The following is a 12,033-nucleotide window of genomic DNA, read 5'->3' as shown; positions in this document are numbered from 1 at the left end:
TTCGTTCGAAGTCGGAACCGTTGTCTATTGCGTACCTGGGACATGGCAGTCAGGGCCGGAGGGAAAGTGGGGGGAGATGAAATAGTTGGTGGTGCGGCGACAGGGCAGCAAAAAGGCCCCTGCCTGGAGCAGGGGCCTGGAGTTTGGCACAGGAAGACAGACGGAGCAGGATCATTCGGTCTGCTGGTTTTCGGCAACCACTTTTTCCTCGATGTTCGAAGGGCATTCGGAGTAGTGGTCGAATTCCATGGTGAACGTGCCCTGGCCTCCGGTCATGGAGCGCAGGTCCGGGGCGTATTTCAGGACTTCGGCCATCGGCACATGGGCGGTGATTTCGGTGATGCCCTGGGTGGTCTCGTATCCGAGGACCTTGCCCCGCCGGCTGGAAAGGTCGCCGATGATGTCGCCCATATATTCCTCAGGCACGGCGATATGCATTTGGACCACCGGTTCCAGGAGTTTGAGACCAGCCTGTTCCGCGGCCTTTTTGAAGGCCATGGAGCCGGCGACTTTGAAGGCCATTTCTGAAGAGTCGACGCTGTGATAGGAGCCGTCGTACAGAGTGACTTTGAAGTCGACCACAGGTGCGCCAGCCAGAATTCCTTTCCCGGCTGTTTCCTGAATCCCCTTGTCCACAGCCGGGATAAAGGTTTTGGGAATGACCCCGCCGACGATGGCGTCTTCAAATTCATACCCGGCGCCGCGTTCGCGCGGTTCGACGCGGATCCAGCAATCCCCGAACTGGCCGCGGCCGCCGGACTGCTTCTTGTACCGGCCCTGGACGTCGGCCTTGCCTTTGAACGTTTCGCGGTAGGGAATCTTGGGCGTATTGAGCTGGACTTCGACCTTGTAGCGCCGCTTGACCCGTTCGATGGCGGTCTCGATATGCAACTGGCCCATTCCGGACAGGAGCATGTCCCCGGTCTCTTCATTGCGGTCGAGATGCAGGGTGATGTCTTCATCGAGCATTTTGTGGATGGCGCCGAAGATCTTGTCTTCATCCCCTTTCTCTTTGGCGGCGATGGCATAGGAGAGCAGCGCCGGAGGCAGATCCGGTTTGTTGAGCACAAAGGGAGCCTCAGGAGCGCAGAGGAGGTTGCCGGTGGCGGTGTCCTTGAGCTTGGCCACTGCAACCAGGGCGCCGGGACCCACAGCGGTCTTGCACGGGGTCTGGTGTTTGCCGAGCAGATATTGCAGGTGGCCGATTTTCTCCTTGCTCTCTTTTTCGGGGTTGAGCAATTGGACGTCGGGAGACAATGTGCCTGAAAGGACGCGCAGGATACTGAGCTGGCCGGAAAACGGGTCGACAATGGTTTTGCAGACGAAGCAGGCCGTGGGTTCGTCAGGGCTGGACGGCCGGGTCTCCCCTTCGGTACCTGTCCAGGCAGCGCGTTCCAGGGGCGATGGTAGCAGGTTCTGGATGAGGTTGAGTATCAAGGTGCCGCCTTTGCCTGAGGCAGCGGCGGTGGCGCAGACCGGGACGATGGTCCGGTTGCAGACCCCGATGTGCAGTCCCTTGCGGACATCGTCGTCGGAGAGTTCCCCCTCTTCCAGGTATTTCTCCATGAGTTCGTCGTCGCTTTCGGCAATGTTTTCCAGGGTGATTTCCCGGATTTCTTCGACCTGGTCGGTCATCTGGGCCGGGATTTCGCCCTCCTTGACCGAACCGTCGTCTTCGAAGAAGAAAGCCTTTTGGCCCAGGACGTCGACCACGCCCCGAAAGTCGCTCTCCGCGCCGATGGGCATATAGGTCAGCACGGGTTTGATCCCCAGAATCGAAGAGAGCCCGTCAAAGGTCTGGTCGAAATCGGCCCGCTCACGATCGATTTTGTTCACCGCTATGATCGCCGGCAATTCGGCCTTCTGGACTTCAGACCATAATTTCTTCGTCAGAGGCTTGACCCCGTCCACCGCATCGACCACAAAGACCACGCTGTCTACGGCTGTCAACAGGTAGGGCAGATCGCCGACGAAATTGGTGTCGCCGGGCGTGTCGATACAGAAGTGATCGTTTTTCTGCCAGGTGTAATGGGCGAAAGAGGGCTGGATGCTCCCAACACGCTTCATTTCTTCGGGTTCGTAGTCCAGTACTGAACTCCCCTTGTCCACCTGCCCCAGTCGGGTCGTAGCATTGGCCTGAAAAAGCAGCATTTCGGCCAAAGAGGTTTTCCCGTTGCCGCTGTTGCCTACCAAAGCGAAGGTTCTTTGTTTCTGGAGCGTTTCCTGCATTCCTGTCTCCCTTACGAAGTTGCGGGGTAGCGATGAAGGGCCCTCTCGACGATATTTTTTTTCTCTCAAGAGTTTAGACCTATAGAGAGTGGGCTTGAATGATGTCAAGACGGTCCTTGATTTTGATCAGGTAACCAGTCGTGGTCCGGGAATTCTTTCGGTCTTTCGCTGTGTATCCGGACAGGGGGCGCCCGTGTCCGGATACGGGTCTCGTGGTGGCAGTGCCGGAGTTTTTCGAAAAATAGCGTCCACAGGGGGCACCCCGATGGAGGCGCAGCAATCAATGGTGGAATCAATGCGTGAACAACGAACCTGCCAGGTGGTGGATCCGGGTCAACTGGATTGCAGCGGCAGTTGGCTGCGGAACAAGGTGGAGCCGGAGCCAGCCCTGGTCGAATCCCTGCAGACAATTGGGCAGCTTGAGCCGATCCTGATGTTTTCCGAGGCGGGCCGGATGCGCGTTTTGCATGGCGGGCAGCGGGTGCTGGCCTGCCGCGTGCTCGAACAACCGGTCCTTGCTGTCAAAACCGCAGCGCCCGAGACGGTGCTGGAGGCTGCCCTGATCCATTTGGCCGCGAATTGGGGGCGGGGTCTCAGCGAGGACCAGCGACTCCTCTATCTGCGGGCGGTGGACGGGAGCATTTCCCGGCAGCGGTTGCAGACTGAGCTTTTTCCGGCCCTTCAGGTCGCGGCGCAAAGCCGCCAGGGACGGTGCCTGCAGGCCTGGCTGGACCTGGAACCCGAATGGGACGACTGTCTGGCAAAGGGCTTTGCCCCTCTGGATATCGCTCCTCTTGTCAGCCGGTTGAGCGCCGGGGAGCGCCAGGTCCTGCTGCCCTGTTTTCAAAACCTGCGCTGGTCGAAAAATAATGCCGTGCATCTGGTCCAATGGTTGTGGGAAATCCGGGCCCGGGATCAAATTGGGCTCGAGGCGCTCTGGGCCGAGCTTGATCTGTCGGGGCTTTTGGATCTGGCCCAGGACTGGTCCCCCAAAGACCGCATTCAGCGCATTCTCGAAGCGGTCCAGGCCAAGCGGTATCCGCATCTCAGCGCCATGCGCGAGCGGGTTCAGACCACAAAGCAGCGGCTGAGCAAAGGCCATTTCTGGAAGGTGGACCATGATCCGAACTTTGAGAGCACAGCTGTTGTTCTCTCCCGGCGGCTGCGCCGCGAGGAGGACCGGGAGACCGTTGCCGCGGAATTGACAGCCCTGTGCCAGTCTTCCGAATGGGGTGCATTGTGGGCGGCCCTGTCCGGGGAGGCAGAGGTATGAGCGCCGCGATTTCGCCTCCGGCGCAGTTGCCCTCCTGGTTGCAAACGATCAGCGAGGTGGTGGTCGATCCCTCGGTGCGCACCACCCCGCTGGCCGCCAGGGTGCGTGAGCGACTGCCCCATGTGCGTTGGACGGTGCTTGACGAGGACGGTGCTGTGCCGGCGTGGGGACAGGAGGAACAGGTCGTCTATCTCAAGCACTACAAGGGCCGCTTCCTGCGTTTTTGCCCCGGCACTAAGGCCTACCGGTGTTGCGGGTACCGGATCGTGCATATCGGAGAGAATTGTCCCCTGTCGTGTTCCTACTGTATTTTGCAGGCGTATTTTCAGGACCGGATGCTCAAGGTCTGGGCCAACCAGGAGGACCTGTACACCGAACTCGACCGGGCCTTTGCCGCTAATCCGGACAAGCGGTACCGGTTGGGCACTGGGGAGTTCACGGACTCGCTGGCCCTGGAACCGCTCACCGGGTACAGCCGTGATCTGGTTGATTTTCTGGGGCGCTATCCCAATGTCTGCCTGGAACTCAAAAGCAAAGTCATCGATCTGAGTTGGATGACGGCGGTCCGAGATCCGCGCCGGGTCCTGCCGGCGTGGTCGCTCAACGCCCCGGCGATCCACGAAGAGCAGGAACACAGGACGTCGACACTCACGGAGCGGCTGGAGGCAGCGCGCGAATGCGTCCGCCACGGCTTTCGGGTCTGTTTGCATTTTGATCCGATCATCCGTTATCCGGGATGGGAAACAGGGTATGACCGTATCGTGGATATGATTTTCGAGTATCTCCGCCCTGCGGATATTGCCTACATGAGTTTGGGGTCATTCCGCTGTATGCCGGAGCTGAAATCGATCATCGATCGTCGCCACCCCCAGGCGCGGTATATCTACGACGAATTTATCACCGGAGCGGACGATAAATTGCGCCTGCTCAGACCTCTTCGCGTCGAACAATTCCGGCGCATTGTCAGCCGGCTCCAGAAATGGGGGATGCGGGAGCAGCTCTATTTCTGCATGGAGTCTGATACCGTCTGGCAGCAGGTCTTCGGGTATACCCCTCGGCAACTCGGGGGGCTGCAAAACCATCTGCTGCGCCGGAGTTTTGGTGAGGAGTCGGATGCCCTGTAAGCGGTCCGGCGGGGCCCTTGAAAATCCAAAGAGGTTTCAGAAAAAGAACCTTTGGCATGGGGTTCTGTCTCTGGCAGGTGCGTGGGGTGGCACAGCCGTGCGAGACGGTTTTTTTTCACAGTCCAGTTGCGTTCGACAATAATCAAAGGAGAGAGCCATATGGCTGTCCAGAAAGTAGGTTGGATCGGGACCGGTGTCATGGGCCGGTCGATGTGCATGCATTTGTTGCAGGCGGGCTATGAATGTGCGGTGTACAACCGGACCAAATCCAAGGCCCAGGATCTGCTCGATGCCGGCGCCACGTGGTGCGAGACTCCGGCGGAAGTGGCTTCGCAAAGCGAGGTCGTTTTCAGCATTGTCGGCTTCCCCCCGGATGTGGAGGAGACCATGTTCGGGCCCCAGGGGGTCCTGGCCGGGGCCGCTGCGGGTACTGTGGTTGTGGATATGACCACCTCCAAGCCGGCACTGGCCCGCCAGATCGCGGACAAGGCGGCCAAAAAGGAGGTCCTCAGCCTGGATGCGCCGGTGTCCGGAGGCGATCTCGGCGCCCGGAAGGGGACGTTGGCGATCATGGTCGGCGGGGAAAAGACGGTCTACGAGCAGGTCCGGCCGCTTTTCGAGATTCTCGGGGAAAATATCGCCCACATGGGGCCGGCGGGCTCGGGCCAGGACACGAAGATGTCCAACCAGATCCTGATCGCCGGAACTATGATCGGTGTGGTCGAATCTCTGCTCTACGCCTATCGGGCCGGGTTGGACCTCGATCAGGTCATCGACGTTATTGGCACCGGGGCAGCGAGTTGCTGGTCGATCAATAATCTCGGCCGGCGCATCGTTCAGGGGGATTTCGCCCCGGGCTTTTATATCAAGCATTTTGTCAAGGATATGGGCATCGCCCTGGAAGAGGCCCAGCGGATGAACCTTTCCCTGCCCGGCTTGGCCCTGGTCAACCAGTTTTATGTCGCGGCCCAGGCCCAGGGGCTTGAAAATCTCGGCACCCAGGGGCTCTACCGGGTGCTGGCTCAGCTGAACGCCCAGGAATAACGAGCTTTTGCCTGCAGATAACGCAGCCCGTGACCCGATCTTGCGTCGGGGCACGGGCTGCTTTTTTTTTTGGAGAAGGCCGAACGGTATCGCCTGTTGAGTGGGAACTTTCGGGTAACAGCTTCCAGGCCTGGTTCAAAACTCCAGAACCGTTTGGGGGACACGGCGGGTTGGTTGTGGCTGGCCTCAGGGACCCGGTTCTGAGATTTTGCCCTCCGGCCTGGAAAAACTCGCTCTAAGGCAGCCTACGACTCCTGCCAGCCGGGAACCGGATCGGCTACGAGGACAATTTTGCGAATATGTCGTGTTGCCAAGAGGGGTGCCGGCAGGAGTGAACGCTGCCTAGTGAGCTCAGACAGCTTCCAGGCCGGGTTCAAAACTCCAGAACCGTTTGGGGAACACGGCGGGTTGGTTGTGGCTGGCCTCGGGGACCCGGTTCTGAAATTTTGCCCTCCGGCCTGGAAAAACTCGCTCCCAGGCAGCCTACGACTCCTGCCAGCCGGGAACCGGATCGGCTACGAGGACAATTTTACGAATAAGTCGTGTTGCCAAGAGGGGTGCCGGCAGGAGTGAACGCTGCCTAGTGAGCTCAGACAGCTTCCAGGCCGAGTTCAAAACTCCAGAACCGGTTGGGGGAACACGGCGGGTTGGTTGTGGCTGGCCTCGGGGACCCGGTTTCTGAAATTTTGCCCTCCGGCCTGGACGAATTCGCTCCAAGGCGTTGCCCCCCCCCTTGAGAACCGGAGGTGCGGGGGGGAGTTTTCCTTTTATCCCTGTTTGGCCATCTGGCGCTTGGGGCAGGAGTTTTCCAGAAAGCAACTCTCACAGCCGCCGGCATAGGGCATGGGGGTGAGAATGCCGTATTTGGCGCTCAAAACGCCTTGGTTGGAAAAGCTCAGGCCGATTTTTTCCAGGGAACGCTTGAGGATCTTGTTCGGTTCCGGGACCGGAGCGCAACCGGCCCAGCCAGCATCCGGCAGGAGTTCATTGACCGCGGCCATGATCACGGCTTGGCCCACGGTCTGTCGCTGATAGGAGGAATGGGGGGCGTCCGTCCATTCGGCGTCGGCCTTGGCTTCGAATTGTTCGTCGAGATAGACGACCAGGTACCCTTTTTTTTCTCCCAGCTGGTACACGTTGAGATGGGAAAAGGCCTCGTGCCAGAGGGTTTCGAGGTCCTGAGCGCTCTGGGCGTCGATGCGCCGTTGTCCGGAAAGGAGCATATAGGTTTCCAGGTCGAAAAACGGCGTCACCCGTAAGGGCGTAGCGGGAAGGTGTTTCATGATGTGTGTCTCGAGAGTTCGTCTGTGGTTTGAGATGCGGGGGAGAGGATGCCAGCGAACAGTTCGGCCGCGTTGCGCCACAACTGTTCCCACTCCTGTTCCCGGAATTGGAGACGGGAGTTGAGCAGGACCGTCTCCTGGCCTGGGTCAAAAAGCGGATAGTCGCTGCCAAACAGGAGGCGTTCTCTGGGGTGCCGGGAGACGATGGTATCCAACTGCTCCTGGGGTATGAACGGCAGCGCCGAAGACGTGTCGAGATAGACGTTGTTCCCGGCCAGATGGGCGATGACCTCATCCCAATGGAGATAGCCGCCGAAATGGGCCGCGATCAGGGACAGGCCAGGAAAATTGCGGTGCACATTTGCCACCTTGCGGGGACTGGAGGGATTGCGCTCCGGCGGCAGGGTGTCACCGACATGGAGCATGCAGATAAAGCGGCCCTCCAGGGCCTCGAAAATCGGCCCCATGCGCGGGTCGTCGAGCCCGATGCCCTGAAAGTCGGGATGGAGCTTGATGCCGGCAATGCCCGCTGCCTCTAACCGGTCGAGCTGTTCGGGCCAGCGGGGGAAATCGGGGTGGACGGTGCCAAACGCAATGACTTCCGGGTAGCGACGCTGCAACGCAATGGCCCAGTTGTTGGCCGGGATAACCTGGTCGGGGCTGGTCGCCGCGTTATGGACAACCACCCGGTCCAGACCGGCGGCATGGATGCGCTGCAAGAGATCCTCGATCCGCCCGTTGCCCACGGCCGGGATGCCGTAATGGGCTTCCAACTGGGCCAGGACCTTGTCGGCGATTTTGGGATGGAAGGCGTGGGTGTGGACGTCGCAGCGGATCATGGGCTGAGTACGATGGTTTTGAGCCATTGGGGCACCGGCATGGGCCGGCCGCTGGGATTGGTGCAGGCATGCTGGGTGGTCCCGGTGGCCATGAGGACGTTGCCGCGGCTTGTGTTGTGGATGTGGTAGACAAAGGTCAAGGAGGCCCGGCGCCATTCGCTGATCCCGGTGCGTACCGCGATTTGGTCCTCGTAGCCGGCTGGGCTGCGGTAGCGACAGTGGGCTTCGCGAACCGGCAAGGCGACTTCGCGGGCTTCGATCTCCTTGTAGCTCATCCCGTGTTCGCGAATGAAAAACGAGCGTGCCTGTTCGAACCAGTGCAGATAATTGGCGTAATAAACCACGCCCATAGCGTCGGTTTCGCCGTAGGAGACACGGTGGACCCAGGTGCATTCCGGCTGGGGAAAAGCGTTTGTCTCGGCGCTCATTTCAGATCGGCGATGGTTTTGAGGACAAACGGCAGCAGGTCCTCTCCCGCGGACAGGCTGAGTTCGGCGCTGTCGGCCGTGGCTTCGGTGAACGTGCTGTGCGCGGTGTTCGGGCGCAGCCCCGGCCCGGAGAGCAGAAAGGGGACAGGATCGCTGGTGTGGGTGCGTTCCCGGACCGGTGTGAGGTGATCGCAAGCGACCATGAAATAGGCGGTCTGCCCCAGAGCCTGGCGCAGGGGCGCGAGAACGCGGCTGTCAAAGCGGGCGATGGCCTCTTGCTTGGCCTCGGGGTCGCCCGCGTGACCGCATTCATCCGGGGCCTCGACATGGAGGTAGACAAAATCGCCCTGGTCGAGAAATTCCAGCGCGGCCTCGACTTTCCCGGCGTAGTTGGTGTCCAGCAGACCAGTGGCCCCAGGCACTTCCGCCACGTCCATCTGGGCGGCGCGTCCCAGTCCCTTGACCAGATCCACAGCCGATACCACTTGGCCCTTGAGGCCGAACCGTTCACTGAAATCGGGCAGATGCAGCGACTTGCCCTGGCCCCAGGGCCAAAGGGCCGTGGCGGTTCCGCCCCGGCTTGCCAAACGTTCGGCCGAGGAGGCAAGCAACGTCTTGAGCGCCGGACTGGAACCAAAAGCCTCGAGATCAGCGCCAATGGGCTGGTCGAGGATATCGTGGGGCGGGCGGATGGCGAGTTCAGCTTCCGGACTGTCCGCACCCCCTTTTTGGACCAGGAGATGGCGGTACTGGATGCCGGGGACGAGTTGCCAGGTGCTGTCGCCGAAGGTCTCGTTCAGTTCAAGGATCATATCCCGCGCCGTGGCCGTATCGATATGGCCAGCGGCGTAATCGCGCAGGACCGCTTCCGGCGTCCACCCATCGGTGGTGACCAGGTTGAGCCGCCAGACAATGTCGTTGGAGGCGAGCGTAAGTCCCTGGGCCGCGGCTTCGATGGGCCCCCGGCCGGTGTGGTACGTCCGCGGGGGATACCCGAGCAGGGCCATATTGGCCACGTCTGAGCCCGGGCCCATGCCCTCGGGGATGGTCTGGGCCTGCCCCTGCAGACCGTTGGGGCAGAGCGCGTCCAGTTCCGGGGTCTCCGCGGCTTCGAGGGGAGTCTTTCCACCAAGGGAGGGGACGGGATAATCGCCCATGCCGTCGGCAATACAAAAAACGATTTTGGGAAGCATACCACCTTCCTGGAGTCGACAGTTGAACAAAGGCCGGCCCTGTTCCATGTCCGGCGGGTCCGCCCCGAAGATCAGCTCAGGATCCGGTAGTGCACGGTCGGGGCGCAGACGAAACTGAGTCCGTCAATTTCACTGAGTGCGTCACGGACATCCTTGAGTTGAGCGGCGTGCGAGAAGAAGACCACCGGGACGCCGCCACCCTGGGGCTCCTGCTTTTGCACCGCCTGGGCGATGCTGATGTTGCGCTCGCCCATGATGCCGGAAATCGTCGAGAGGACACCTGGGCGGTCCTTGACCGTAAAACGGAAATAGTGCCGGAAAACCGTCTGTTCCGGGGCCAGAATCTGGGCCTTGGGCAAGGATTCTTCGATGAACCCGGTGTTGTTCGGCGCTGTTTTGCGGGCCAGGGCCATGATGTCCGCCAGGACCGCACTACCGGTGGGGAGATCACCGGCGCCCTGGCCGTAGAGCATGATCGGTCCCACGGCGTTGCCGTCGAGCAGGATGGCGTTATACGGGCCGTCGACCTTGGCCAGAATATGGTCTTCCTTGATCAGGGCCGGAAAGACGCCGGCCTGGAGATGGCCGGAACGGTCTTTGACCTGGGCCAGCAACTTGATCCGGTAGCCGAAGTCGCGGGCCATTTCGATGTCAAAGGGGTGCATGCCGGTGATGCCCTGCACCGGAAGGTCGTGCAGAGGATAGTCCTGGCCGTGGGCCAGGCGGATCAGCAGGCAGAGTTTGTGGGCCGCGTCCATACCCTCGATATCCAGTTCGGGATCGGCTTCGGCGTACCCTTTGTCTTGGGCAAGGCCGAGGGCATCGGTGAAGTCCATTCCTGTGGCCGTCATCTCTGAGAGGATGAAATTGGCCGTGCCGTTCAGGATCCCGGTCAAGGTCTTGATCTTGTTGCCGGCGAGGCTCTGCTTGAGTGTCTCCACAATGGGAATGCCGCCGGCCACGCTGGCTTCGTAGTACAGGCCCAGCTCCTGACGGTTGGCCAGGGCGAACAGTTCCGGTCCGCGCTCGGCCAAAAGGGCCTTGTTGGCGGTGACCACGGGCTTGCCTTTTTCTAACGCACTGCGGATCAGCTGGTACGGGGCCTCAATGCCGCCCATGAGTTCGACGACGATGTCGATCTCCGGATCATTGACCAGTTCCTCCATTGAGGTGGTGAACGTGGTCTTCGGCCCTGGCGGGAAGGCGCGGCCTTTGTCGAGGTTGCGCACCAGGACTTTTGTGATGCCCAGGCGTTTGCCGAGGCGACGCGCGATCCAGTCGCCGTTTTCCTCCAGGATGCGGGCCAGGCCGGTGCCGACGGTACCGTAGCCGGCCAATCCCAGTTTGACCATGTCGTGTGCCATTTATCCCCCGATAACTTTTTTCAAACCGCGAATGGCCTGTTTGGTCCGATGTTGATTCTCAATAAGGGCGAAGCGGACGTGCTGGTCGCCGTAGTGACCGAATCCGAGTCCGGGTGAAACAGCGACCTTGGCCTCTCTGAGCAGGAGTTTGGCGAATTCCACCGAGCCCATGGACCGGAATTGCTCGGGTATCTGGGCCCAGAGGAACATGGTCGCCTGCGGCGGTTCGACTTTCCATCCGATGCGGTTGAGTCCGTTGACCAGGGTGTCGCGCCGTTCGCGGTAGACGTCGTTGATTTCCTGAACGCATTGCTGGTCTTCATTCAGGGCGATGATCGAGGCGATCTGGATCGGCTGGAAGATACCGTAGTCCAGATAACTTTTGATCCGGGTCAGAGCATGGACCATTTCTTTGTTGCCGCTGCAGAATCCAACGCGCCAGCCCGCCATGGAGTAACTTTTGGACATGGAAAAGAATTCCACGCCGACATCCTTGGCCCCCTCGGCTTCGAGAAAACTCGGGGGCCGGTACCCGTCAAAGGCGAGGTCGGCGTAAGCCAGGTCGTGGATGACGTACATATTGTGTTCTTTGGCGAAATCCACGATTTTCTGGAAAAAGGCCTTGTCCACCACCGCTGTCGTCGGGTTGTGGGGGTAGGAAATGATCAGCAGTTTCGGCTGCGGCCAGGTCTGCTTGGTGGCCATGAGCAGATCGTTGAAAAAGTCGCGGTCCTTGGCGATGGGGATGCGGCGGACGTCCGCCCCGGCGATGATGGATGCGTAGGTGTGGATGGGATAGGTCGGGTCCGGAGCAAAGACGACATCACCGGGGCTGAGCATGACCAGGGCCAAGTGGGAGAGTCCCTCTTTGGCGCCCATCGTGACCACGGTTTCGCTGTCCGGGTCGATATGCACGTCGTAGCGTCTGGCGTACCAGTCCGAAATAGCCCGGCGCAGGTTGGGGATGCCCCGGGATGCGGAATAGCGGTGGTTGACGCATTTCTGGGCGGATTCGCACATTTTGTCCACGATGTGCTGTGGGGTGGCCAGATCCGGGTTCCCCATGCCCAAATCGATAATGTCGTCCCCCTGACGCCGCAGCTGCATCTTGAGTTCGTTGACCACGGCGAAGACATAGGGAGGCAAACGGTCCATGCGTGGGAATTGGTGCATAAACGACTCCTTCTTGGAATAAAACCCGGCTCCGGTAGTCCGGTTCTGAAATGGCGCCCCGACCTGGAAAAAAAACGTTTGGG

At 60.3% G+C, this 12,033-nt stretch carries 10 protein-coding genes; 3 read left to right on the top strand and 7 right to left on the bottom strand.

Annotation, left to right across the window (positions count from 1 at the left end; all coding sequences use genetic code 11):
* Window positions 1-171: 171 nt before the first annotated feature.
* A complete protein-coding gene (gene fusA, locus DRET_RS09675; protein WP_015752364.1) occupies window positions 172-2,229 on the bottom strand; it encodes an elongation factor G in 2,058 nt (685 codons plus the stop codon).
* 295 nt (window positions 2,230-2,524) lie between these two features.
* On the opposite strand from fusA, the gene DRET_RS09670 reads away from it, so the two are divergent.
* From DRET_RS09670 to DRET_RS09660, 3 genes are all read left to right on the top strand, one after another.
* Window positions 2,525-3,502, top strand: coding sequence for a ParB N-terminal domain-containing protein (locus tag DRET_RS09670; RefSeq protein ID WP_148214049.1), 978 nt, complete (start codon window positions 2,525-2,527; stop codon window positions 3,500-3,502).
* A complete protein-coding gene (locus DRET_RS09665; protein WP_015752362.1) occupies window positions 3,499-4,626 on the top strand; it encodes an SPL family radical SAM protein in 1,128 nt (375 codons plus the stop codon). Before DRET_RS09670 ends, DRET_RS09665 begins: the two co-directional genes overlap by 4 nt.
* A 159-nt stretch (window positions 4,627-4,785) precedes the next feature.
* Complete coding sequence (locus DRET_RS09660) at window positions 4,786-5,670, top strand: NAD(P)-dependent oxidoreductase (RefSeq protein ID WP_015752361.1); 885 nt, start codon at window positions 4,786-4,788, stop codon at window positions 5,668-5,670.
* A 767-nt stretch (window positions 5,671-6,437) separates the two neighbouring features.
* On the opposite strand, the gene DRET_RS09650 is transcribed toward DRET_RS09660, so the two are convergent.
* From DRET_RS09650 to DRET_RS09625, 6 genes are all read right to left on the bottom strand, one after another.
* Entirely contained in the window at window positions 6,438-6,953 is a 516-nt protein-coding gene (locus tag DRET_RS09650; RefSeq protein WP_015752360.1) for a hypothetical protein, read from the bottom strand.
* Window positions 6,950-7,819: an amidohydrolase family protein gene (locus DRET_RS09645; protein WP_425248166.1), complete on the bottom strand. Its 870-nt coding sequence runs from the start codon at window positions 7,817-7,819 to the stop codon at window positions 6,950-6,952. The genes DRET_RS09650 and DRET_RS09645 overlap by 4 nt, the downstream gene beginning before the upstream one ends.
* The gene (locus tag DRET_RS09640) at window positions 7,789-8,220 is read right to left on the bottom strand and encodes an acyl-CoA thioesterase (protein ID WP_015752358.1); all 432 of its coding nucleotides are present in this window, start codon (window positions 8,218-8,220) and stop codon (window positions 7,789-7,791) included. Before DRET_RS09640 ends, DRET_RS09645 begins: the two co-directional genes overlap by 31 nt.
* On the bottom strand, window positions 8,217-9,413 hold the full coding sequence (gene apgM, locus DRET_RS09635; RefSeq protein WP_015752357.1) for a 2,3-bisphosphoglycerate-independent phosphoglycerate mutase: 1,197 nt from the start codon (window positions 9,411-9,413) through the stop codon (window positions 8,217-8,219). The genes DRET_RS09640 and apgM overlap by 4 nt, the downstream gene beginning before the upstream one ends.
* Before the next feature lie 71 nt (window positions 9,414-9,484).
* Complete coding sequence (locus DRET_RS09630) at window positions 9,485-10,777, bottom strand: homoserine dehydrogenase (protein ID WP_015752356.1); 1,293 nt, start codon at window positions 10,775-10,777, stop codon at window positions 9,485-9,487.
* On the bottom strand, window positions 10,778-11,950 hold the full coding sequence (locus DRET_RS09625) for an aminotransferase class I/II-fold pyridoxal phosphate-dependent enzyme (RefSeq protein ID WP_015752355.1): 1,173 nt from the start codon (window positions 11,948-11,950) through the stop codon (window positions 10,778-10,780).
* Between the last annotated feature and the right edge of the window lie 83 nt (window positions 11,951-12,033).

Source organism: Desulfohalobium retbaense DSM 5692 (assembly GCF_000024325.1).
GTDB classification, from domain to species: Bacteria; Desulfobacterota; Desulfovibrionia; order Desulfovibrionales; family Desulfohalobiaceae; genus Desulfohalobium; species Desulfohalobium retbaense.
The sequence above is the reverse complement of the archived record's forward strand: the minus strand, read 5'-3'. Positions and strand labels throughout refer to the sequence as shown.

Excerpts from the sequence above, each read along its gene's own strand:
- fusA (WP_015752364.1), bottom strand. The coding sequence starts at position 2,229 with ATGCAGGAAACGCTCCAGAAACAAAGAACCTTCGCTTTGGTAGGCAAC.
- DRET_RS09670 (WP_148214049.1), top strand. The coding sequence starts at position 2,525 with ATGCGTGAACAACGAACCTGCCAGGTGGTGGATCCGGGTCAACTGGAT.
- DRET_RS09665 (WP_015752362.1), top strand. The coding sequence starts at position 3,499 with ATGAGCGCCGCGATTTCGCCTCCGGCGCAGTTGCCCTCCTGGTTGCAA.
- DRET_RS09660 (WP_015752361.1), top strand. The coding sequence starts at position 4,786 with ATGGCTGTCCAGAAAGTAGGTTGGATCGGGACCGGTGTCATGGGCCGG.
- DRET_RS09650 (WP_015752360.1), bottom strand. The coding sequence starts at position 6,953 with ATGAAACACCTTCCCGCTACGCCCTTACGGGTGACGCCGTTTTTCGAC.
- DRET_RS09645 (WP_425248166.1), bottom strand. The coding sequence starts at position 7,819 with ATGGCTCAAAACCATCGTACTCAGCCCATGATCCGCTGCGACGTCCAC.
- DRET_RS09640 (WP_015752358.1), bottom strand. The coding sequence starts at position 8,220 with ATGAGCGCCGAGACAAACGCTTTTCCCCAGCCGGAATGCACCTGGGTC.
- apgM (WP_015752357.1), bottom strand. The coding sequence starts at position 9,413 with ATGCTTCCCAAAATCGTTTTTTGTATTGCCGACGGCATGGGCGATTAT.
- DRET_RS09630 (WP_015752356.1), bottom strand. The coding sequence starts at position 10,777 with ATGGCACACGACATGGTCAAACTGGGATTGGCCGGCTACGGTACCGTC.
- DRET_RS09625 (WP_015752355.1), bottom strand. The coding sequence starts at position 11,950 with ATGCACCAATTCCCACGCATGGACCGTTTGCCTCCCTATGTCTTCGCC.